Origin of the sequence: Acanthopleuribacter pedis (assembly GCF_017377855.1) — a bacterium.
Classification (GTDB): Bacteria; Acidobacteriota; Holophagae; order Acanthopleuribacterales; family Acanthopleuribacteraceae; genus Acanthopleuribacter; species Acanthopleuribacter pedis.
The window spans coordinates 1-23,049 of the sequence record NZ_JAFREP010000044.1 but is presented as its reverse complement, the minus strand read 5'-3'; the positions used below and the strand labels follow the sequence as shown (position 1 = coordinate 23,049).

Sequence of the window (23,049 nt, the reverse complement as noted above, 5' to 3'; positions counted from 1 at the left end):
ATTTAGCGCCCCTTCAAAAGAGAAACTACTTAACGATGGCGTCAATGGTCGCGGTGGAAATCGGGTGGTACCCGGCCCGCGCCTTTTTGTAAACCTCTTTGGCCATCGCCTCGGTTTTGGGATTGGCCATCATGGCTTGGTAAAGCGGTTTCAAGAACTTACGCCGCCCCTGACGCAACAAGAAATCCTGCAACGAGGCAAATGCCGGCTCGTACGTATTGCGAATACAAACCATTTGCCATGCAAAGAGGATTTCCGCGTTACCCGCGTTGGTAAGCCCCGCGAACGCATCGAGCGTTTTTAAACGGTCATGATCGACCTTTTCCGGGAGGCTGTTGAGAAAGTCCAGCCATTCCTCGGTGTTCCAACTGTCTTTTTTGACCACGCCGGTATCGCCTTTGGCGGCAAATGCTTTGGCGGCGGCGCGGGTTTTCTCAAAGTTTTGGGACTTGGGAATCACGATATTTTTGGGAATCCCGGGATCGTTGATCCAGGCATCGATTTGAAGTTTCTCCCAAGCCGCCTGATCATCGCCGAACAGGTTCTTGCGCATGAAATCCAGAAACTTATCGGTGGTCATGGTTTGGAAGGCGTGTTGGTCGAAGTAGGTTTTCAGGAAGGTATCAAACTTGGCGCGGCCAAAGTGCTGCTCCAATACCAAGAGGAAGTTGGCACCTTTGTCGTAAGGTACGGAGGAAAAAGCGGCGTCGGGATCGTGCTTGCTGAGGTCTTGATAGAGCTTTGCAAATTCCTGATCGATCCCGGCCATTTCCACAATTTCGTGTTGCAGGTCGCGCTGGCCGAGCAGCCACTGCATTTCGGCGGTGTCTTTCCCATACAGGGCTTCGACAATGCGACGCTCAAAATAGGTGGTAAACCCTTCATTCAGCCAAAAATCCGACCAGGTCGCGTTGGTGACCAGGTTCCCGGACCAGGAGTGCGCTAATTCGTGAGCCATGACGTTCACCAAACTGCGATCACCGGCCAAAAGGGTCGGGGTCGCAAAGGTGAGCATGGGGTTTTCCATGCCACCAAAGGGAAAGCTAGGTGGCAATACAATGGCGTCCCAACGATCCCAACGGTACTTGCCATAAAGCTTTTCGGCGGCGACCACCATTTTTTCCATGTCGGCAAATTCCCAGGCGGCTTTTTCCACCACGGCCGGTTCGGCATAAACGCCACAACGGTCGGAAATGGCCTTGAAGGCGATCTCACCCGCGGCCAGGGCGATGAGATAAGGGGGAATAGGGTGTTTCATGTCAAAACGGTACACCCCGTTTTCCGGTTCGTGTTTGCCGTGAGCGGCACTCATCACGGCGGTAATGCCTTTGGGAACGCGAACGACCGCATCATAGGTCACCCGAATCCCGGGGCTGTCCATGCAAGGGATCCAGGTACGCGCCAAAATCGCCTGACTTTGCGTCAACAAAAACGGTTTTTTCTTGGACGTCGTTTGAGCGGGGTCGAGCCATTGCAGCGCACCCGCGGAAGGATCGGTCACGTAGGTCACTTTGACGGCGGGCGTTTTGGGATTTTTGAGGAAGATGCGCAACTTCGCGCCCATGTAATCACGGGCATCCTTGTGTAATTCATACTTGAGCGCCGAACCGTCGGCGGGATCGGTGACCGATTCGATGGTTAAAAGGCGGGTATCGAGGTCGACATGAGGCGCGCCTTGTTTCGATTGATAAGCCAGCTTGACGACACAACTGCCTTTCATAATTTTGCGCTCGAAGTCGAGGGTCAGATCAAGTGACAGGTGGCTGGTACGGACTTGGTCCACATTACCGAAGGTGTGAACATCCGAAAACGAAAAGGCAAACATGGTTAAACATCCAATGATAAGCATGAAGGTCTCCACTTAATTGGTGAGAAGGTGCGTGTCAGATACGCAACGGCCCGGTCGCGAGCATAGAGAAACGCGGAGCAGGTGGGCTGCTTACAGGCCGGCCACCGGCAAGAGAAAACAAGACCACGCCGAGAAACCGGCGCCGGCGCGGGATTTGCCGAACACATTTGACACACACGGGTTTCGCCACATGCCTCATTGCGTTTTAGGGAAAGTCCAAGGCGCGTCCCGGCAAGGAGCGCCGGTCATTGAAGCATGCAGGTTCAGTGGCTGCGATTGTACCCCAAGACCTATTGCTGATTCGAAGAATTCGAACACAGGGTCCAATCACCTGGTAAAAAGCCAAGAACGTAAGGCCTTGAGGAGCCGCAAAAGCCTTGATCGTTCAAGCAAGGTAAGAACACGGGTGGCGGCGCCAAATCAAAACAACAAGGATTCAGGCATGAGAAAACCCTGGACGGAAAAGTCTCTGAAGCAAGACGCCGCCCAAACACAAGCAAGGCAAATTCACAGCATCCAACCGTTTAACGCGTCGCAAAAAAACAAAACCCAACGATAACTTTTTCTGCACCGTTACAAATTGACCTGGTTACTGTGCCTAAAGCAGTTATCAAAAGCCAGGGGGATCGTGTTAAACTTTGGGTCTCAAAAGAAACCATACTGAGGAGATACCGTGACTTCACTTTTGCTGATGGTTCTGCTCGCTCAGAAAATCGATTTTGAGGCGCGGCCCCGTATTCTGCTGCAGCGCTCTGATCTCAAGTTTGAGCGTATCTCTGTATCCAGTGACCACATTTTCGTCCGCGACGAAGAAAACAGCAGTGTTTTGGTATTTGACCACAAGGGTCGCCTTACTTCCACGCTCGGCGAGGAGACCTCCAACAATCTCCAACTTCCCTATCAGGTTTCCTGGCTGGAAGCACGCAAGGAACTTTTTGTCTACGATGCGGCCACCCGTGGTTTCCTGATCTGGAAACAGAACGCGGACGGCACTTTTGCTTTTACGCGTCAAAACGACACCGAGTTTGGGCTTTTCTTCGAAGTGGGCCACCTCATCCCTATTAGCGATATAGGTTTTGCCGCACCGGTTTCCCTGGTCAAGGAAAAGTACCTCGTCGGCCGCTTCGACGCCGGCTTCACCCCGATCCGTTACGGCTACGAAATCATGAACCGGCAGCTTACGACCCTCTCCCCGGTGCTTCGTCAATCGTTTATGGCCAAGGTCAAACCCAACGGCGGGGAGCGCTTACTCGCGATCCAAAGCCTCAGCCCCGAGGTTCAGGTGTTCGACACCAATCTCACCCAGCTCACGACCATTTCCGTTAAGCCGCCTGGTTGGAAAGACCCGAATATGCGCAAGCTTAAGCGGGTCTCCAAAAACCCTCGTGAATTAGAAAAACTCAAATCATCCTATAGTGAAGTGATTGCGATTTACGGGCTAGACGACACCTTATTTCTCGTCGGCTACCGCAATGTTCGCGCACCCAATTTGTACACCTACCAGTGTTACGACGCCAACACCGGCCAACCGGTGGGACAAGCCTTCGAAACGGCCTTCTGGCTGGTGGCCAACCTAAACACCACGGGCTACTACTTGGACAAGGCCTCTTCTAAACCGGAACTCTACCCGATTGAAGTCGTCAAACGTTAAGCCGAAGGGACGGAACACCAAAAACAGAAAGGCCCGTGAACCGAACCCCAAGTTCAGTTCACGGGCCTTTCTTCTCATCAATCCTTATTAAAGGTTCTTGGCCTCAAGGAACGCACGATCAATTTCGCCAAAAGAACCGGCCTTCAAGCTCGCACCACCGACCAAAAAGCCATGAACATCGTCAATCGCTGCCAACTCAGCGGCATTCGCGGGTTTCACGCTGCCCCCATACATCAGGGGAACATGACCGAAACCGCGTTCCGCGAGTGTTTCCCGTAAAAAGCGGTGCGCATCGGCAACATCGGCAGGCGTGGCGGCGACCCCGGTACCAATCGCCCAAACGGGTTCGTAGGCAACGGCAAAGGAACTGTCTTTGGTAAAAATGTCCAGCGCGGCCAGCTGAGCCAACAATACCTCGTGGAGGCGACCCTGGTTGCGCTCATCAAGCGTTTCCCCCACACACAAAATGGGATAAATCCCACTTTGCTGGAGGTTCTCGAGTTTGGCCCGTGTCTGCTCAACGGTTTCGCCCATTAAATGACGCCGCTCCGAGTGGCCGACCAGCCCAAACTGGGTCCCTAACTCGCTTAACATGCCACCGGTAATTTCGCCGGTATAGGCCCCGGGTGGAAAGGCGGAAACATTTTGAGCACCAACCCAAGCCGAACCAAAGTCTCCGGCCTGAATGAGGTGGTAGGGAACGGCGATCCCGGTGCGGTAGCCGTCGATCAGCGCCCGATTGACGGGTGAAAATTCCGCCAAAAACGCGGTTAACGCTTTTTGATCGCCATTGGATTTCCAGTTTCCGAGTACAAGATAGTTCATTCGCCAACCTCCAAAGCAACAACACCGGGTAAATCGTGACCACCCAACAGTTCGAGCGAAGCCCCGCCACCGGTGGAAATGTGGGTCATGGCGGCCTGCAAACCGACCTTGTTGACGGCGGCAACAGAATCCCCGCCGCCAATCACGGTTAAACCGCCGTTTTCAGCCATTGCCTCGGCAACCGAAATGGTGCCGGTCGCAAACGTCTCCCATTCAAAGACGCCCATGGGTCCATTCCATACAGCGGTTTTGGCCTCGCGAACGTGGGTTGCGTACAAATTAATGGTTTCCGGTCCGATATCCAGCCCCATGTACCCCTCGGGAATGGCGGCGTCCAGGGTGATTTCGGCGGCGGCGTCGGCTTTAAACTCGGCCGCAACCAGGTGATCGAGCGGCAAGGTAAGCGCGACACCTTTGGCTTCGCACTTGGCTTCCAGCGCCTTGGCTTCCTCCAGAAAGTCGTTTTCCACAAGGGAAGTCCCAACTTCCAAGCCCCGAGCCTTTAAGAAGGTATAACTCATGCCGCCACCGATAATCAGACGGTCGACTTTATCCAGGAGGTTATCGATCAGCTTGAGTTTGTCGGAGATTTTGCTACCCCCGAGAATGGCGACAAAAGGTCGCTCGGGCGCCTTGAGTGCATCTTTGAGGTAGTGCAGTTCTTTGGTCAGCAGGTGACCCGCGGCTTTGACGGAGAACAGCTCTGCCACGGCGGCAATCGAGGCGTGGGCTCGGTGAGCCGCACCAAAAGCGTCATTAATGTATACCTCGCCGTAGGCGGCCAAGGTCTTGGCAAAGGCTGCATCATTTTTGGTTTCACCGGGTGAAAAGCGCAAGTTCTCAAGCAACTGAACGGTTGCATGCTGCCCACCGTCGGAAAAATCGGTAACCAGGTGGACCGGTTGCTCTAAAAGTTTGGCCAAGTAGGTCGCCACCGGCGCCATGGAATATTTCGGGTTAACCTGCCCCTTGGGGCGACCCAGGTGGCTCATCAGTGTCATTTTGCATTGGTTTTCCAACAGCGTTTGGATGGTCGGCAATGCAGCGCGAATGCGCGAGTCATCGGTAATTTCACCGGCATCATTCATTGGGACATTGAAGTCAACGCGCACCAGCACGCGTTTTCCTTTTAGGTCAATCTGATCAAGCGATTTCACAGCCATGTTCAGCCTCGTGGTTATGCGGCGGGCGCGGGCCGGCCGCGAGATAAGGTTCGTCCGATAAGGTCAATTACACCACAAGGAAATGGGGAAAAGAAGTAGTTACCAAAGCAGGACGCGGCTTTGTTTAGGCGGCGGCCCGAGGCAGCACCGGGCGTCTCCCTTTTCCAAGGAATAAAGGTTTGGTTCGAGGATGCGGATGAGCAACGCAACCCTTGGCGGGCTCGGTCTGATCGGTTTGTAGCATTGAATGCCGTTTCATTGAGGCGTCTGTTATACGAAGCCGCCAAGCCCATCCTCAAGCAGTCTACTTAGATACGCGGGCCGGCCCGAAGCCCTTTTGCCCGAAACGACGGTAACCCTCATGAATCGCTCGTCTGGTGCATTCAACTAATTAATCAACTCAGGCCCCATCCAGTCGAGGAGACCACCTAAAAATGTGCTTGCATCGATTGATATATCAGTGGTACAACATTTCAACGACATGAGTATTCCCTCGCTTAAGGAGTTTCCTATGTTCCCCAAGTGGCAAGGCGTTTTTCCCGCAATCACCACCAAGTTCTCGCCCGACGGCGCGCTTGATCTTCAAGCGTTTACCAGCCATCTTCAGTTCCTGCTCGATCATGGCGTCGACGGCATTATCACGCTGGGGACGCTCGGCGAACACAGCGTGTTGCAGCAAGATGAAAAGCTGGAAATCGTCAAAACAGCGGTTGACGTTTGCGCGGGCCGGGTTCCGGTATTGGCTTGTGTCGCCGAGGCAACCACCCAGGCGGCCTGCCGCTTTGTTCACCGCGTCCAACAAGCAGGCGGCGACGGTCTCATGCTGCTGCCACCCATGCTGTACCACAGCGACGCACGCGAAACGCAAACCTACCTGCGGACCGTTGCGGCAGCTTGCGATTTACCCATCATGCTTTACAACAACCCGATTGCTTACGGCGTCGACATTACCCCGGACATGTTTGCCGAGCTGGCCGATGTTCCCCAGTTTGTCGCCATCAAAGAATCCAGCGACAACGTCCGTCGCGTGACCGATTTACGCAATGCTTGCGGTACCCGCTACCAAATTTTCTGCGGGGTTGACAACCTCGCCCTGGAAAGCCTCGCGGTCGGTGCCGACGGTTGGGTCGCGGGTCTGGTTACGGCCTTCCCCCAAGAGACGGTGGCCATCTATCGCGCGGCCCAACAAGGTGACTGGCAAAAAGCCCGCGCCTTGTACCAATGGTTTATGCCGCTCCTTCATCTCGACGTTTCTACCAAGTTGGTACAGAACATCAAATTGGCGGAAACCATGGTGGGCGTCGGCAACGAACACGTGCGCGCGCCGCGTTTGCCCCTGGCGGGTCAAGAACGCGAGCAGGTAACAGCGATCATCGAAGAACGCTTGGCCTGTCGCCCCAAGCCCGACACGGAAACGGTCGGCTAGCACGCGCTTCCCTCAACCGCTTATCGCGGTGGCGAGACGCTTGACGATCACTCGTTTCTCCCCCAAAACAGCTTACCGCCATCGCGATTCCCCACCCTTCGCCCACGCATCCCCTCGGCCAAAACGGCCGTAACCGCGGTTGGGCAGCCCACGCGAACGCCCCCCACGTGTCGCGTCCACGGCCGGCTTCACCCCGGCGAACCCTCGTTTTTAGGAGACCCTGATGAAGGCAAATTACATTAACGGGCAATGGCGCGAGAGCGACGCAAGCCTGCCCAATATCAATCCTTCGGACCTCGCCGATAAGGTCGACGATTTCGCCGTTGCCACGGGCGACGATGTGGCAGAAGCCGTCGCGGCGGCCCGCGAAGCCGCACCGGCCTGGGCCGGCCTCACCCCTCAAGCTCGGGCAGATATCCTGGAAACCATCGGCCGAGAAATCGTGGAACGCAAACAAGAATTGGGTGATCTACTGGCCCGTGAAGAAGGCAAAACCCTTGCCGAGGGTATCGGCGAGGTCAATCGCGCCGGCCAAATCTTTAAATATTTCGCGGGCGAAGCCTTGCGTTGTGAAGGATCCATCCTCGACTCAATTCGTCCGGGCGTTTCCGTGGAAGTAACCCGCGAACCCCTGGGTGTGGTCGGCGCCGTGACGCCCTGGAACTTCCCATCGGCCATCCCCGCGTGGAAAATGGCACCGGCCCTGGCTTTCGGGAACACGGTGGTCCTTAAACCGGCCGAATGGGCACCGGCCAGCGCCTGGGCACTCATCGACATTTGCTCGCGAACCGACATGCCTGCCGGCACGGTCAATCTGGTCATGGGTAGCGGGATCGATACCGGCGCGGCTTTGGTCGGCAACCCCGATCTCAACGCGCTGAGCTTTACGGGCTCACGCACGACCGGAAACCATATCGCCAAGACCTGCTTGGCACAGAACACCAAGTTCCAGTTGGAAATGGGCGGCAAAAACCCGCTTATCGTGTTGGATGACGCCGATTTAGACCAGGCGGTTAAGGTCGCGGTCAACGGCGCCTTTTTCTCCAGCGGTCAGCGCTGCACGGCCTCCAGTCGGTTAATCGTCACGGAGGGTATCCACGACCGTTTTGTAAGCCACCTGAAGGAAGCCCTGGCGGGTTTGGTCGTCGGCGACGCACGGGATCCCAGCACGCACATCGGCCCGGTTATCGACGGTCGTCAACTGGAAAAAATCCTGGCCACCATCGAAGAAGGCCGTCGCGAGGGGGCACGCCTCGTGTTCGGCGGCGACCGCGTGAAAGCGGCGAAGGAAGGACACTATCTTTCGCCAACCTTATTCTGCGATACGCATAACACTATGGTCATCAACCGCGAGGAAATCTTTGGTCCGGTAGCGACCGTTCAATGCGTTAAAAACTACGAAGAGGCCTTGGCCGTCGCCAATGACAGCGAATACGGATTGTCCGCCGGGATTTGTACAAATTCATTAAAATTCGCCAATCACTTTAAACGCCACGCACAAGCAGGTATGATCATGGTGAATTTACCCACGGCAGGCGTCGACTACCACGTTCCCTTTGGCGGTACCAAACAGTCGAGTTACGGCCACCGGGAACAAGGTCGGGAAGCAATCGGCTTTTATACCAGCGTGAAAACGACTTATTTGGGTTGTTAGCGCTATGTCACGCTTCATGACCCTCCCAGCCGCGGATCAGAGCGAACGGGTTCTAGACATGCAAAAACCACCTTTGAGTCTGGCTGATAAAGCCTATACCGTCATTGAAGAAATGATCGTTACTTTAAACCTTGCACCGGGAACGGTGTTTTCGGAGGCCGAACTAAGTCGGCAGATCGATATCGGTCGCACGCCCCTGCGTGAAGCCCTTCAACGCCTAACGGCGGAGCGCTTGGTGGTGACCATGCCCCGCCGCGGCATGATGGTAACCGAGCTGAACATCACGGAACAATTGGCCCTCCTGGAAACAAGGCGCGTGTTGGATCATTTGATTGCCACGCGGGCGGCCAAACGGGCGACGGCCAAACACCGCGACGAACTGAAAACCCTGGCCCAAGCGCTTACCTCGGCCGCGGCGGATAAAAACACGGCCGAATTCATGCGCCTGGATCGCGAATGTGACCGGGTTCTCGAAGAAGCCTCGCGCAACTCATTTGCCGCCCAGGCTTGCGCACCCTTGCACGCCCATTGCCGCCGCTTTTGGTATGCCTACCAAAACAACGGTGACCTCAACCAATCGGCGGCACTGCACAGCGCACTGATGACGCATGTTGCCAACGATGACCCCGAAGGCGCGGGCAAGGCCTCCGATACCCTCATGAACTATTTGGAAGAATTCACACGTTCGGCACTTGATCTTTACTAACCCGCCGACATCACCGTGCCCCGCCTAACGCGGGCACAGCTTGCGTTTTGCTCTTTTCTCGCGGGAACCGCGAGGCGTGTGCTTCAAGTCTAGGCCTCCCGTGAGAGGCACCAGGGGTGCTGAAGCGCCCAAGGCATTGCTGTACCCATTTTCAGGCCGCCATACGATAAGGCCCCTCACAATCAGACCCCATTCAACCCTAATGAAGGTGAAGTCATGGCAAGAACAACATTCTCCTGTATCGACGCCCATACCTGCGGCAACCCGGTTCGTGTCGTTAGCGGCGGCGCGCCCTTTCTTGAAGCATCCACCATGAGCGAACGACGCCAAGAGTTTATGGCACGGTATGACTGGATGCGCACGGCGCTAATGTTCGAACCCCGCGGCCACGACATGATGTCCGGCTCCATGCTGTATCCACCCAGCGATCCCGCCAATGACGTGGGCATTTTATACATCGAAACCAGCGGTTGCCTGCCCATGTGCGGTCACGGCACCATTGGCACGGTTACGGTCATCATCGAGCACAACCTGGTTCGCCCGAAGAAGCCGGGCGTCTTGCGCTTGGAAACACCCGCCGGTTTGGTGGTTGCCCATTATCAGGAACACAACGGTCGCGTTGAATCCGTTCGCATCACCAACGTGCCCTCGTTTCTTTTTGCCAAGAACCTGGCGGTCGACTGCCCCGAGTTGGGCGAGCTTCGGGTTGATGTCGCCTACGGCGGCAATTTTTATGCGATTGTGGAACCTCAAGCGGCTTATGCCGGTCTGGCGAAAACACCGGTGGGCGATTTGATCCGAATCAGCCCCAAGCTTCGGGCCGCACTCAACCAGCGCTACACTTTTCAGCATCCCACCGACGAACGCATCCACGGCTTAAGCCATATCCAGTGGACCGGCGCGGCGAACCACGAAGAGGCTGACGCACGCAACGCGGTTTTCTACGGGGAAAAGGCCATCGACCGTTCCCCTTGCGGCACCGGCACATCGGCGCGTTTGGCCCAACTCGCGGCACGAGGCGTATACAGCGAAGGCGACACCTTCGTCCACGAAAGCATTATCGGCAGTTTGTTTCGGGCAAAAGTTGAGGGGGTAACCCGTGTTGGTGATTACGAGGCGATCATCCCCAGCATTGAGGGTTGGGCCCGCGTTACCGGCATCAACACGATTTTCGTCGATGACGAGGATCCGTTCGCCCACGGCTTCCAAGTTCTTTAAAACGAGGAACAACCTTCCACCGGGGATAACCCGTACCATTTCATCTCATGGGGTCGAACGTTATGCCACATATCATTGTCATCGGGGCCGGGGCCGTCGGGGTCTGCTGTGCGTACTACCTGCGAAAAAAAGGATTCCACGTGACGGTTGTCGACCGGGGCCGAATCGGCGCGGCTTGCTCGGCCGGAAATGCCGGGCTGATTGTGCCAAGCCATGTGATCCCCCTCGCCGCACCCGGGGTCGTCAGCCAGGGCCTCAAATGGCTTTTTCGCCGTGACAGCCCCTTTTATATTCGCCCCCGGCTGGATCCCGCTCTGTGGTCGTGGGTATGGCGCTTCACCCGCCACTGTAATAACAGCGCTGTTGCCAAAAGTACCCCGGTCCTACACGACCTCCTACAACGCTCTGCCCACCTTTTCGACGAGTTGTTTCAAGCCCATGAACAAGCTTTTTATTACCGTAAAAAAGGCCTGTTAATGGTTTACCGCCAGGATAAATACCGACGCGCCCTGCAACAAGACGCGGATACGGCGGCGGCACTGGGGATCGCGGTTCGCCACCTTAGCCAACAAGAACTGGTTCAGTTGGAACCCCATGCGCCTGCCCGGTCGGCCGGCGCCTTCTACTATCCAAACGACGCGCATCTCGACCCGACCCAATTCATCCAAGCCCTTGTGGACCGTTTGTCCGATCAAGGGGTCACCTTTCTGGAAAACACCGAGGTTACCGGCCTTGAACAAGAAAACGGGCAGGTCACCGGTATTGCGGCGGCATCCGGCCCGTTAAAAGGAGACATGGTGCTCATCGCGAGCGGCTCTTGGTCCCCCTTACTGGCCGGGCCAAAAGTACTCCCACTCCCGGTAGAAGCCGGGAAAGGTTACAGCATCACCCTTGACCAACCGAAAATTACGCCGACCTTTCCCATGATTCTCAGCGAAGAAAAAGCCACGATTACGCCCTTGGGTGATCGCATTCGTTTCGCCGGAACCCTGGAATTATCAGGGCTCGATCATCGCGTTAATCGTGCTCGATTTGAGTCAGTGGTGGCCGTGGCCCCGCAATACCAACCGGACTTTCAGGTAGACCGATTGGATGAAAGCCGGATATGGCACGGGTTCCGACCCTGCACACCCGACGGCCTCCCCATCATCGGTCGCAGCAAACGCCATCCCAACCTATTGGTTGCCACGGGCCATGCGATGCTCGGCATCACCCTGGCCCCGATTACAGGCAGTTTAATCGCCAACTTGGCGGCAGAGACCGGCGGCGAACAGGCGATTACCTTAAACGCATTGTCGCCGTTCCGCTTTAGCCATTAACGGGGTTGCACCTCAATTAGGACGCGCGTGATTCCCAGCCTGTTAGGCACATTTCTCACGAGGATTCGTCGCGAGAAGCTGAAAGCCTTATGCGTACGAAGATAACGACCGAGAGACGGGTCCGACGATTCGCGGGGCCATTCACCGTAGCAACTGAGTCGAAGGCGGCTCGAGCGCGTAAAGCAGATGCCACCCCGCGGAAGGCCGCCCCGCGGAAGGCAAACCCTCGTATTCGCATGGGTTACTCCGCGGCAGAATTCCTTGTGAAAAACACGGGCTAAATCTCGAGAAACCGAATGCCCTTCTCCGCAAAGGAGCGGCAGTGATTTTCAGCCAAGGCTTCAAAGCCGGGTACCGCGCTGGATGCATTGCGGATAAGAACCATTTTTTTCGCCAACCCAGGCGCATGGGCCAAACAGTCTTCGACTGTCGCGGCGACGCAATGGCTAAGCGCTTCTCCTGCGACATAAACCGTCTCAAATGCAGGATCGAGGAGAGAATCCAAAAGCGATTGGTTCACCGAGGTATGGTCGTCCCCCCGTTGCGGTACCTCGGCTCTAACCGCACTGTAGTGTTCTGTCAGGGGATTTAGCCCTTTGAGGTGGTATTGAACCGGTTTTAAGCGCCGTTCCTCAAAGTCGCGACACAACTCAAAAATAGGGGCTGCTACATTATGCCCCCAACTACCGATGAGGCAATGTTCCGGCCAAACGGTGTGCTGGTAGCGGCCGCCTTCCTCTAACTGGGCAAGGTAGGTAAGAACGGGTTCCATTAAGTGTTTGTGAACGGGACGAACGCGACCCGTTAAAACATCATCACGCACGATTTGCGAAAAGGGTGCAGGCAAGGCGCCTTGCCGGTCCCGCCAAAACAAGGGATGACTGATATCCCAGGCACGATGACTGTCGAGCGTTAGGACCAGTCGCTGAAGCGCCGCGCCCTTGGCCCTTGCCCAAGCAGCAAGCCGGTTCATGTCCTCTTGCGCACCTGGCACGAACAAGCTGCCGGCCGGATCACAAAAATCGTTTTGCGGGTCAATGATAAGTAGTGCTTCCATATGTCACCTCCCAACTTAGTGTACTCCAGACACGAAGAGAATGTTTCAGGAAGCCAGAAATTAAAAAAGGCTCCTCAGAGAGGAGCCTTTTCCACTGAAAGAATCAGTGATTAAACTTCGCGACGACGACGCATCATCACAACAGCAGAACCCATCAGCAAGGTGATGAAGGCGATCAGGCCCCATTCACCCAAGGTGGGTACGGTGAAGATGGTGTTGCCGTTTGCAACAGAGATGGTGGCATCCAGAGGGTACTGGATGGTCGCGGTGCCGACACATACGGGATCGCCGCAATCGGGGATTGCAACGGCAACAACCTGAGGCGTAGCCAAGGCAGGTGCGGTAACCGTAACGTCGTAGGAGCAACCACCGGTACCGGATACGGAAACCGTACCCGTGCCGCCCAAGGTGCCGGTAACACCGAGGATGGTGGGGTTGATGCAGTTAACTTGGATGTCAAATGCAGCAGTACAGGTAACTTCATCGCCGTCAGCACCGGTGATAACGGCATTAACCATTTCGTTGGTGGTAGCGGTGTAGCTAGCGGTCCAGTTGGTGTCAGCACCGGCAGTGCTAACTTCAGTCATGTTAACACCATTGATGGTAACAGACACGGCGTTGGTGGTGGTCAGGGTCAAGGTGAAGACCGTACCAACATCAACTTGGGTACCGGCTACAGGATCCTGAGCTTGGGCGCCGCAAGTAGGTGCAACGAAGTCCAAGGTACAGGTTTCAGCAACGAAGGTCGCAACAGGCGGATCGTCATTGGTGAAACCGTTGGCGCGGATTTCTACAGAAGTCGCGGTGCCGACAATGGGACCAATGGTGACTTCAGTAGCAGAACCAGGCGCGGTTACGGTCGTACCGTTGTAGATCACACTCCACTCAGTCACGTTGGCACCGGCAACAGGAATCGTCAGGTTGCTGCCGATGGTGGCTTGAGGGATGTTGGCGCAATCGGTGTTGTTCTGAGGCGGCTCAAGCGCCAAGCTGTAGGTACCGGTTGCGGTTTGGCTGTTGGGGCCGGTAACTGCTGCAGAGTAGGTACCGATGTCGTCAGCGTCAACGCTGGCAATGTTGTAAACATTGGTGTAGGTCAACTCAGTGCCGGCAGTAGAGGTAGGCGCGTTCAATGTTTCGTCACCACCGAAGCCGGTTGCGTTGGAAGTGAATACGGAGAAACGAGAGTTGCCCGAATCGTAAACAACGTTACGCAGAACAACGCTGAAGTCGGTAGAACCACCGGAAATAGGCGTTGGGTTAGGCGTAATGGTTGCGGTAGGAGGGTTCCATGCAGTTTCAATGGTGCAATCAGAGCCACCGGCCGCTGGTAAAAAGGTACCGGAACCCGGGGGGAATTCTACCTGGTAAGTAACCGTGTAGGTGTTGTTGCTTGCCGCTGAAGGCGAACCGTTACCAGCAGTATTGATGGATTGGTTCAAAGAAGCAGCGTTGCCGCCGTTGTCGATGTTGATCGCGGTAGCCAAGCCACCACCACTCAACACAATGCGGTCAATGTCCGTGGTGTTGGCGAACGTGAAGTCCAGAACACCACCGGTACCGCCAACTTGAGGGTCAAGCCAGTCAACACCCACGACACCGCCGTTGTTTACGTCGGAGTTGGGGTCGTCAACGGTTACGTTGCCGGCCACACAGGTGGGCGCTTCGAAAATGCTGATGGTACCGGGGTCACCTACGGTGAAACCAATACGGGTCAATCCGTCGTCAAGCGTGACGAAGTTATTGGTAGGGTTACCGCCGCCTTCAGGAACCGGGGTAATGGTGACTTGGCCGTTGCGAGAAGCCGTACCCGTGGAGATGGGAATCTCCAAAACAGCAATCAGGTACTCGGTGCCCGCGGTAGGTTCGATCAAGGTACCTACCAAAGAAGCGTAACTCGCGCTGTGGCGCTGAGGGTTACCACCATCGGGGAAGGTGAAAACCTGAGGACCGCCGGAGCCCCCAACGAAATCAACCGCGGCGCCGCCTTGGGTCGCTTGGTTGAAAATGCCGCCGGAGCAAGTAACGGCACCGGTGGAACCGGTACCAAGGTTATTGAGGTCAGTGCCGGGGTTGGTAAGACCGGCTTGTGCAGTGGCCTGGAACGCGTTGGCGATCATGAAGGAACCGGATACGCCGCCTTCGATCAAGCCATCCGCATCCGCCACATCAAAGGTAACTGTAACTTGGGAAATTTGACGGTTGTCAATGGTATCGGACATAAAGACCGGTACCTGAACACAACCGCCACCCGTAATGTCACCGGGCGCAATGGTAATTTGGCCGATTCTCAGGGCAGGCTGACTGAAAGCAGGGGTGCTTACCAGCGCCATAACCGCGAGAAACAATGGCAAAATAATCTTTGTTTTCATTGATTTACCCACCATCTCTTGAATTGAAATTATCGGTATTGAAGGTGATGACACACCAATTCATCATCCTTGATTTCCACCTGTCTCTACAAGGGAACAAACGCCCTCGCCATCCGAACGGTGGAATTGAAACAGCCTAGGTCAACAGGAAAGACAAAAGCAAAAAACAAGCCAACCTCTGTCTCTCAAAAAAAGACAAAGGTTGGCTCTTTACTGACTCAAAGCTCAGCTTACTTTTGGATGGTTTGGAAAGAAACTTCAGAAGTGTCGAAGCGCACGGGCTTGTTGTCATCGCTGAAGGTTTTGGTGTTTGCCATGTAGTAAGACATGTTTTCACCGGCTTCGTAGCTCACTTGAACTTCAGGAAGCGCTTGCTCACCGTTCAGGTTAAACAGGGTGATGTTCAACTGGTCGGAACCCGCCTGTTCGGTAGCCAGGATGTTCCAACCTTTGTTGGTCGCTTCTTCGGAGATGGATACTTCACCGAAGGCACCATTGCGAGGAACCAAAGAGGTGGTGAACAATGCACCCACGGCTTCAGCAGGCTGCAGAACCAAAGTACCGGCGCCGGCACCCAAGTCGTAGTGAACGGTGTTTTTGTTTGCGCGAGTTTGAGAGCTGGTCAAGCGACGTACGCCGGGCAACAAGTCGCCTGGGTCTTTGGAACCGTCGCAGTTGGCGTCCATTTGCTGGATCTGGTCATCACCAGTCAAAGCGCAAGTCACGTTGAACAAGCAGCGCAGGAAAGGCAGCAAGTCACCGTTGGTCAAGCGGTCGTCGCCGTCCATGTCCAACTTCTTACGGGTGGTGGTGGCGTTCACCAAACGAACGGTCAAGTTCGCGTCGTCAAAGGTGACCTCGGTAGAAGAAGCGGCGGTGGCGTCTTCTTTTGCGATGATGTGACGGTCGGTAGAAACGTTGTTGGCTACAAAACGAACGGTCTCTTCGCTGGAGATACAGGTGCCGACGTCGCGGGTATTACCCACGGCATCGTGAAAACGCGCGGGGTACAAGCGCCAGCGGCCCAGGATCAGGGTGCCGGTATCGGGACGTTGTTCAGCGTTCAAAATAACCGCACCGCCGCGGAAGGTACCGCGACCGTTGTTGCCGGTGGTAACCGTGGGTTGACCGGCTTCATCGGCGGGCAGAATTTGAGAAGTAGGCAGACCGCCTACACCGGTAACCAGTTCAAACGGGGCGTTGGCGGCGCCAACATTTTCCAACGGAGAGTAGAAAATGAACGAGCCCCAAACGATGCTGCCTTCCCAGCCGGCCAAACGGAAGGTACCGGCATCGTTGAAGCGAAGCTCCAAGTCGAAGATCGCGTAGTCATTAGCGGTATAACCGGCAACGTTGATTTCAGTCGGGCTAACAAAGCCCGGGGAAGCCGAGTTGGCAACGAAGTGAAGTGAAGGTTGGGCAAACGCGCAAACGCTGAATGCGGCGGCGAGTAAGCACAAGATTGATTTCAGTTTCATGGAAATTCCTCCTATCCTTGAAAACCTTATTGCAATGGTGAATTAACTAGTACGGCCAGGCGACAAGCGCGCCCATCGTTTGGCTTCCGCTGCCGTAAAGAACAAATCCAGCAATGTTTTCACTGGATTCTATCAAGATGACGTCGCCCGCGGCAATGTCACTATCAAAGAGGTTGGAAGCCAATTGAACCAATTTAACTTTTGGGTTTAGGGTTTCAGTTTTGGTTGCCTTAATCGTACCATCGGCCGCAACCAAACGCAGTTGAATGTTCGCGGTCTGGTCGGCGGGATTCACCAGGGCAACCCCGGTCCAGCCACCGGCGGACACACCATTTTCAGTGTGGGGAATCGCCAAGCGGTTGGACAAGTTGGTAATCGTCTCAAAACCGGCAAATTGGTCGCCGGGCGGCAGGGTGCCAAACAGTTCGTAACCCGTCATCGGCTGGTCGGCAACCACCCGAAGCCAGGCGGCACCTTCGCCGAAATCGAAACGCCCGGCACTCACCAAAAAGGTGCGTTTCTCACCGGCGTTAAATTCGAGGGCTTGACTGGTTACCAAATCACCATCGGCACTGTAGGATTCCACGGTTACGTTGGTAACGACGTCCCCTATATTAATCAGAACAATGCCGGTCCAAAAGCGACTTGTATCACCGGCGATGTGAACAAAATACAATTCTTGGGCTGATTGTTGATTGAGTCCCACACCAACCGATTGGCGAACCCCGGTATCGGGAACCAAACCGAACACCTCGGCACCGATCACGCGATCCGTACCGGAGCCGTCCAGGGTGATATCACCCCAGCCCGGACCTTGAATGGTGCCACCCATAACCTCGGCAAAGTTGAAAAATGCTTGACCGCCGGGATCGACCGCACCCAAGGTAAAACCGTTTGTTTCCGCGGCACCAAGCCGCAGGGTTTGGTTCGCATCAGACAAATTCACCGCGGCACCCAAGGTATAAAACTGGTTCACGTCTTGGGCGATGTGCGGCACGTAAACGAAGGGTTCTGAATCAGATACAGGGCTTAGGGTGTAAAGTTCTTCTCCGTCCACGGATCGAACATTGGCGACCCCGGAGAACAACGGGCTCGCAACCCCGTCAACGGTTAACGTGGCCACGGCCCAGGCTGCCGGCTCGGCGTCAAATTGAATTTGCGCACCGGCCAAACCGGCCAGAGTTTGGCGGTTGGGGCCCTCGAGGAGCCCACCTTGCTGATCAAAGATCAGGACGTCCAAAGTGGCAGCTTCGTTATTCAGGTTGGTAAAACCCAAGTGAGTCATCTTGTCGCTTCCACCTTCTAAAAGCGGGAAGAACAAATGGTGCTCCCCTGATTTAGAAACAGGCCGCGACAGCGTAATAGGTACAGAAACATTCGCAAGACCCGCGGCCGAGAGGGTTAAGGTTCCGGCCATTTCCTGGCCGGGGAAAAGGTAGGCGCGATCAACCAACAATCGGACCGTATCGGAATCACCGGCGGCAACCTCGCCTTCCTCGGGTAAGGTTTGCAACCAATCCGGCTTGCTCGCCACCTGCCAGGAAAAGGCTTGCGCGTTGCTGGCCGAAAGGCGAACTTGCAAAGCCGAGGTCTGATCACCAAAAGGCACCTCGTCTGTGTTCAACCGAAGCGATGCCGGGCCTTCAACGTTAACGGTGGTTTCAGCGGAAGTCGTGCCACCGTCGCCGGTCACAGAAAGCCTGTAGGTTGTGGTTTCTCCCGGGCTCAGCGTCAAGCTCCCGGAAGTATTCACGTTCAAGTTACCTGGCTGAATTACGGCGGTGTTGCCACCCTCACTCGCCCATGTAAGCTGAACCGATTCACCCACGTTGATGGAATCGCGGCTCGCGCTAAACGAGCTGATCACCGGTGCGGTAACCACACGGAGACTGGCGGTAGCGGTGACGCTGCCAAACTCATTTTGGGCCAGTAAGGTAAAAACCGTGTCCGCGTCGGGAGAAACGGTGGCACTGCCTTGCCCGGAAACGCGACCGATGCCCTGGTCGATATCGATGGTCTCGGCACTTTCCACATTCCAGCTCAAGGTCGCATTATCACCTTGGACGATTTCGGTAGGTGAAACGGTAAAAGAAGAAACAACAGGGATGCGCGCGGTCGTTACCGCGATGGTGACCGTGGCGGAAACACTGCCGCCGCCATTCGATGCGATCAAGGTATAAGTCGTGTTATTGGAAGGCGCCACGGCACGGGAACCCGTCGAGGACACCGTGCCGATGTTGTTATCAATGGTCACCGTGGCGGCGTTGCGCACACTCCAAGAAAGGGTCGATTCATTCCCGGATACAACGGTGGTTGGGTTCGCGTTAAAGAAGTCGATAACCGGGGGGTCCTGGGTATTCGTTTGAACATTCACGGTAACGCTGCGTTGGATCGAGCCCGCGTCGTTGGTAGCGGTAAGCGTGTATACCGTGCTTTGCGAGGGCGAAACGTCGAAAGAACCACTGGTCGCGACCGTTCCAACCGTGGGCGAAATCGAGACCGAATCCGCATCCGTCACGCTCCAGGCCAAGCGACTGGAATCGCCTTGATCAATTGTTTGCGGGGTGGCGGTAAAACTCTGTACGGACGGCAAACCGCCGCCGGTGCCGCCGACATTCACGGCGCCCACCGAAACCGTTAGGTTCCCGTCTTCAATTCGTTCCTGCAAAAAGCCCGTATCGTCGCCCAATATATTGGCGCCGGGCGAATTCACGACCGAAAAAGCAATAACCCGTCCGTCTGCGGCGCTCGAAGGAACGACCCGCAAAAGACCAATCAGGTCGCCTGGCGCGGCCGCACCTAAGGTAACGGGAAAAGGAACGTTGAGGTAACCGGCGGCCAAATTAACGACCCCGTCTCCCTGAATGGCGATAAACACGTCAGGGTTGTTCACACTGGTAACGCCTGCTTTCACAAACTGTATCGAGTCAACCAGGCTTGCGTCAAAACTAAGACGGACAGCCATTTGGTGAATCACATTGCCAACCGTATTGTCGGCATCGAGCAGCGTACCTGGAATGTCGCGGATGTAAACCGGCATGTCGGCGGGTTGGCCGACTTCACCACCGGCGCTGCCGATGGTAACGGAATCTTGAGCGGAAAGGGGAAACAACAAAAAGAAGAGCGTCAAGGCGAACAGTTGGGTCGTCATTAGGGTTTTCGTCATGTTTCGCCGCGTCCTCCTGAACTTTATATTTGGGCCTCATTTCACTAAGACCGGAAGACGCGGGATTGCTCTCAAAAAAAATTAAAATATTATTCGCTTCCCCTTCCTCGGTCGACAGACGTGACAAAGCTCACATAAAATCAGCCTTGCTCAAGGGGGTGACAGTCGGCGTGAACCGCGCGCAGGCGCTCTCGCGCCACTTCCGTGTAGATCTCGGTGGTCTTCAAATCACGGTGACCCAACAGCGCTTGGACCGCGCGTAAATCCGCTCCGTGATTCAGCAGATGGGTCGCAAAACAATGGCGCAATACATGCGGCGTTAATTTGTCGGCATCAATGCCCGCCACAAGTGCATATTTCTTCACCATCTGCCAAAATGCCTGTCGGGTCATGGCCCGACCGAAGCGGTTTAAAAAGACATCGTCGCTGGATCCTTTGACCAGAGCAGGCCGGCCTTCCACCAGATAAGTTGTAAGTCGTTCACGAGCCGAGCGGCCGAAAGGAATCAGCCGTTGTTTGCCGCCTTTTCCAAAAATCAGCAAAATCTCTCGGTCTAATCGCAGTTCTGTAAACCGGAGTGAGACCAATTCACTCACCCGCAAGCCACAGGAATACAGCAACTCCAACATGGCGGCATCTCTCAAACCAAAGGGTTTCGACACATCCGGCGCGTTGAGAAAATCGGTTACGTGGGCTTCACTAAGAACCTTGGGCAAGCGTTTCCCAACGAAAGGCGCTTCCAAATGCTCCGTCGGGTTGACGTTGATACGCCCGCGACGGTGGAGATAGCGGAAAGCTGACCGTAGCGCGGAAAGCCGCCTCGCCCGCGTTCGTGCCCCAATACCCCGGGTGGTTTCATCAGCTAGAAACCGTTGAATGTGCTCCCGGTTCGCCTGGATCAACGCGGTTTCCCCTAGGAACTGGAGAAATAAAGCAAGATCGGTGGCGTACCCCTGCACGGTATGCTCTGAATTTTTGCGTTCTGCTACCAAGTAACCGACAAATTCATCGAGAAATTGTTGATTCACGGCCGACAGCCGTCGCTCTTCAGCCACGTCCCCTCCCTGTTAAGCAACCAACCCTAGCACGTCGCAAACAGGAGAGCCGTAAAGAAGCGGGGAATCCCGCTCAATGCGGCCTACTCAAAAAAAGGACGTCGAGCCTTGTGTCGGACCCACGATCACGCCTGCTCGGTTCGTCCACAAAATCGCGGTTGGCCCAGGGGCGTCGTTTTCATCACCGATGTGGTCCCGACCATCGCGACCCGGTTCTTTCCCCCATCACGATTGGCCCTGGGGGCGTCGTTGCAACCACCGATGTAGTCCCGACCATCGCGATCCGGTTCTTTCCGTTCGTCCTGAAGGGACGAACACACCGCCATGCCGGGCCCACCATTGATTTAAACGTTCGCCGAAGGCGGACCACAACCCGCTGTCCTGTAGGGACTAACTATGACAGCGAAGGGTCGGGCCCTTTGAGAAGTGTCTTCATTCCTAAATCTAACGGGAAGCTCAGACGACTCGGGATTCCGACCATGAAGGACCGCGCGACGCAAGCGCTGTACGCCATGGCGTTACTACCGGTCGCCGAGGCTACGGCGGACCCACATTCCTATGGGTTTCGACCCAAGCGCGGGGTCGCCGACGCGATTGCGCAGTGTCATATCAACCTGTCACAGAAAAATCGTGCCACATGGGTCCTGGAAGGAGACATTAAGGCGTGTTTTGACAAGATCGATCACCAATGGCTCCTGGATCAGATCCCCATGGATCATAAGGTCTTGAGCCAATGGCTGAAAGCAGGATACCTCGAGAAAGGAACCCTCTTCCCGACGGAAGCAGGGACACCGCAAGGCGGCATTATCTCGCCCATCCTCGCCAACATGGCGTTGGACGAGATTCAGGAAATGCTGGCAAGCACGGTCCCGAAAGGTTCCAAGGTCAACTTCGTCCGGTACGCCGATGACTTCATCTGTACCGGAATAAACGAGGAGATTCTGCAGAGAACGGTAAAACCGGCAATCGAAACCTTCCTCCGAGAACGGGGTCTGATGCGCTCACAAGAGAAAACAAAGATCACCCACATCGAAGAGGGTTTCGACTTTTTAGGGTACAACCTAAAAAAGTTCGGGGAAAAGATGTTAATCAAACCCGCGACGGGCAAGATCAAGCATCACCGCCTCAAGCTGAAAACCATCTGTCGACAGCTACGATTCAGAAAGACGTTCCAAGTAATCGCCGCGCTGAACCGGGTTCAGCGTGGCTGGGGCAACTTCTACCGTAACTGTTGCGCCTCAAAGGTATTCAGTCAGATCAATCATGACCTTTTCCAAATGGTGAAACGGGAATTGAAACGGAGGCATTCGAAAAAATCGGGCAAATGGATCAGGAGAACCTACTTCAAAACCATTGGCAACGACCATTGGATTTTAGCAGGCAAAGAGAGAAGAGAGGACCAGGAAAGAACACACTATCTGTTCCAACTGGGCCGGCTCCCCATCCGACGTCACGTGAAATTCCTGATGGCGGCGCACCCGTTCGACCCAACGTTCAACAAGTACATCCGTAAACGGAAGGCCATGAACATGGCGAACCGCTTAAAGGAAAGCCACTTGAAAGGGCGGACGCTCACCAAATGGACCCGTTCGAAAAACACTGCCGGGTCGCTTTAACACGCGACCTTTTCATTGCTTGAGCCGTATGTGGGGAAACTCGCACGTACGGTTCTTAGAGGGGGAGCGTGCCGTAAGGTACGCTCTCTACCCGACCAGCGGGAAGAGGTTCGTCGCCGCCTCACGTTCAAATAAACCATGGGCCCCGCATGGCGGTGTGCGTGTACGTTTAGCACACGCCGGATGAATCACCCCGCCAGGCATTCCGTTTATCGGAAAACCATGGCCGCCATACGCCCGATCAACCACCCCGCCATGCATTTCATTTTTTGGGAAACCACGGCCGGTACACGCCGGATCGACCAACATGCATTACCTGTTCCCAGATCGTCAACGAGCCCGCCCGCTGGGAACCAACAAACAGCCGGAAATAAGAAAAGCCCGCTTTCGCGGGCTCTTCAGTGTGTGGCTCTGGCAGTGACCTACTTTCCCAGGGTCGAACCCCAGTATCATCGGCTCTATCGGACTTAACTACGGTGTTCGGAATGGGAACC

The 23,049-nt window shown here is 55.4% G+C and carries 15 protein-coding genes and 1 rRNA gene; 7 read left to right on the top strand and 9 right to left on the bottom strand.

The window, feature by feature from the left end; genetic code table 11:
- Positions 1–25: 25 nt before the first annotated feature.
- Complete coding sequence (locus J3U88_RS30545) at positions 26–1,849, bottom strand: M1 family metallopeptidase (RefSeq protein WP_207862814.1); 1,824 nt, start codon at positions 1,847–1,849, stop codon at positions 26–28.
- 673 nt (positions 1,850–2,522) lie between these two features.
- Here J3U88_RS30545 and J3U88_RS30540 point away from each other — a divergent pair.
- Complete coding sequence (locus J3U88_RS30540; RefSeq protein WP_207862813.1) at positions 2,523–3,500, top strand: NHL repeat-containing protein; 978 nt, start codon at positions 2,523–2,525, stop codon at positions 3,498–3,500.
- An 87-nt stretch (positions 3,501–3,587) separates the two neighbouring features.
- Here the strand turns inward: J3U88_RS30540 and tpiA are convergent, their stop codons facing one another.
- Entirely contained in the window at positions 3,588–4,325 is a 738-nt protein-coding gene (gene tpiA / locus J3U88_RS30535; RefSeq protein WP_207862812.1) for a triose-phosphate isomerase, read from the bottom strand.
- On the bottom strand, positions 4,322–5,494 hold the full coding sequence (locus J3U88_RS30530) for a phosphoglycerate kinase (RefSeq protein ID WP_423842097.1): 1,173 nt from the start codon (positions 5,492–5,494) through the stop codon (positions 4,322–4,324). The genes tpiA and J3U88_RS30530 overlap by 4 nt, the downstream gene beginning before the upstream one ends.
- A gap of 505 nt (positions 5,495–5,999) precedes the next feature.
- Between J3U88_RS30530 and J3U88_RS30525 the strand changes: the two genes are divergently transcribed.
- The 5 genes from J3U88_RS30525 (at position 6,000) to J3U88_RS30505 (ending at position 11,811) form a co-directional block, all read left to right on the top strand.
- On the top strand, positions 6,000–6,914 hold the full coding sequence (locus J3U88_RS30525; protein ID WP_207862810.1) for a dihydrodipicolinate synthase family protein: 915 nt from the start codon (positions 6,000–6,002) through the stop codon (positions 6,912–6,914).
- 223 nt (positions 6,915–7,137) lie between these two features.
- Positions 7,138–8,568: an aldehyde dehydrogenase family protein gene (locus J3U88_RS30520; protein ID WP_207862809.1), complete on the top strand. Its 1,431-nt coding sequence runs from the start codon at positions 7,138–7,140 to the stop codon at positions 8,566–8,568.
- Between the two features lie 58 nt (positions 8,569–8,626).
- Positions 8,627–9,274 (top strand): GntR family transcriptional regulator, encoded by a 648-nt coding sequence (locus J3U88_RS30515; RefSeq protein ID WP_207862808.1) that lies wholly within the window; start codon positions 8,627–8,629, stop codon positions 9,272–9,274.
- Between the two features lie 216 nt (positions 9,275–9,490).
- Complete coding sequence (locus J3U88_RS30510; RefSeq protein ID WP_207862807.1) at positions 9,491–10,492, top strand: 4-hydroxyproline epimerase; 1,002 nt, start codon at positions 9,491–9,493, stop codon at positions 10,490–10,492.
- Between the two features lie 62 nt (positions 10,493–10,554).
- Positions 10,555–11,811 (top strand): NAD(P)/FAD-dependent oxidoreductase, encoded by a 1,257-nt coding sequence (locus J3U88_RS30505; RefSeq protein WP_207862806.1) that lies wholly within the window; start codon positions 10,555–10,557, stop codon positions 11,809–11,811.
- A gap of 277 nt (positions 11,812–12,088) precedes the next feature.
- On the opposite strand, the gene J3U88_RS30500 is transcribed toward J3U88_RS30505, so the two are convergent.
- From J3U88_RS30500 to xerD, 5 genes are all read right to left on the bottom strand, one after another.
- Entirely contained in the window at positions 12,089–12,868 is a 780-nt protein-coding gene (locus J3U88_RS30500; protein ID WP_207862805.1) for a cysteine hydrolase family protein, read from the bottom strand.
- A gap of 110 nt (positions 12,869–12,978) precedes the next feature.
- Positions 12,979–15,240, bottom strand: a complete 2,262-nt coding sequence (locus J3U88_RS30495; protein ID WP_207862804.1) for an IPTL-CTERM sorting domain-containing protein — start codon at positions 15,238–15,240, stop codon at positions 12,979–12,981.
- A 230-nt stretch (positions 15,241–15,470) separates the two neighbouring features.
- On the bottom strand, positions 15,471–16,718 hold the full coding sequence (locus tag J3U88_RS30490; protein ID WP_207862803.1) for a hypothetical protein: 1,248 nt from the start codon (positions 16,716–16,718) through the stop codon (positions 15,471–15,473).
- A gap of 46 nt (positions 16,719–16,764) precedes the next feature.
- Positions 16,765–19,884, bottom strand: coding sequence for a hypothetical protein (locus tag J3U88_RS30485; RefSeq protein WP_207862802.1), 3,120 nt, complete (start codon positions 19,882–19,884; stop codon positions 16,765–16,767).
- Positions 19,885–20,024: 140 nt separating this feature from the next.
- The gene (xerD, locus tag J3U88_RS30480) at positions 20,025–20,939 is read right to left on the bottom strand and encodes a site-specific tyrosine recombinase XerD (protein WP_207862801.1); all 915 of its coding nucleotides are present in this window, start codon (positions 20,937–20,939) and stop codon (positions 20,025–20,027) included.
- Between the two features lie 110 nt (positions 20,940–21,049).
- Between xerD and ltrA the strand changes: the two genes are divergently transcribed.
- Positions 21,050–22,555, top strand: a complete 1,506-nt coding sequence (ltrA, locus tag J3U88_RS30475) for a group II intron reverse transcriptase/maturase (RefSeq protein WP_207862800.1) — start codon at positions 21,050–21,052, stop codon at positions 22,553–22,555.
- A 409-nt stretch (positions 22,556–22,964) separates the two neighbouring features.
- Here the strand turns inward: ltrA and rrf are convergent.
- Positions 22,965–23,049, bottom strand: a 5S ribosomal RNA gene (gene rrf, locus J3U88_RS30470); the annotation flags it as partial.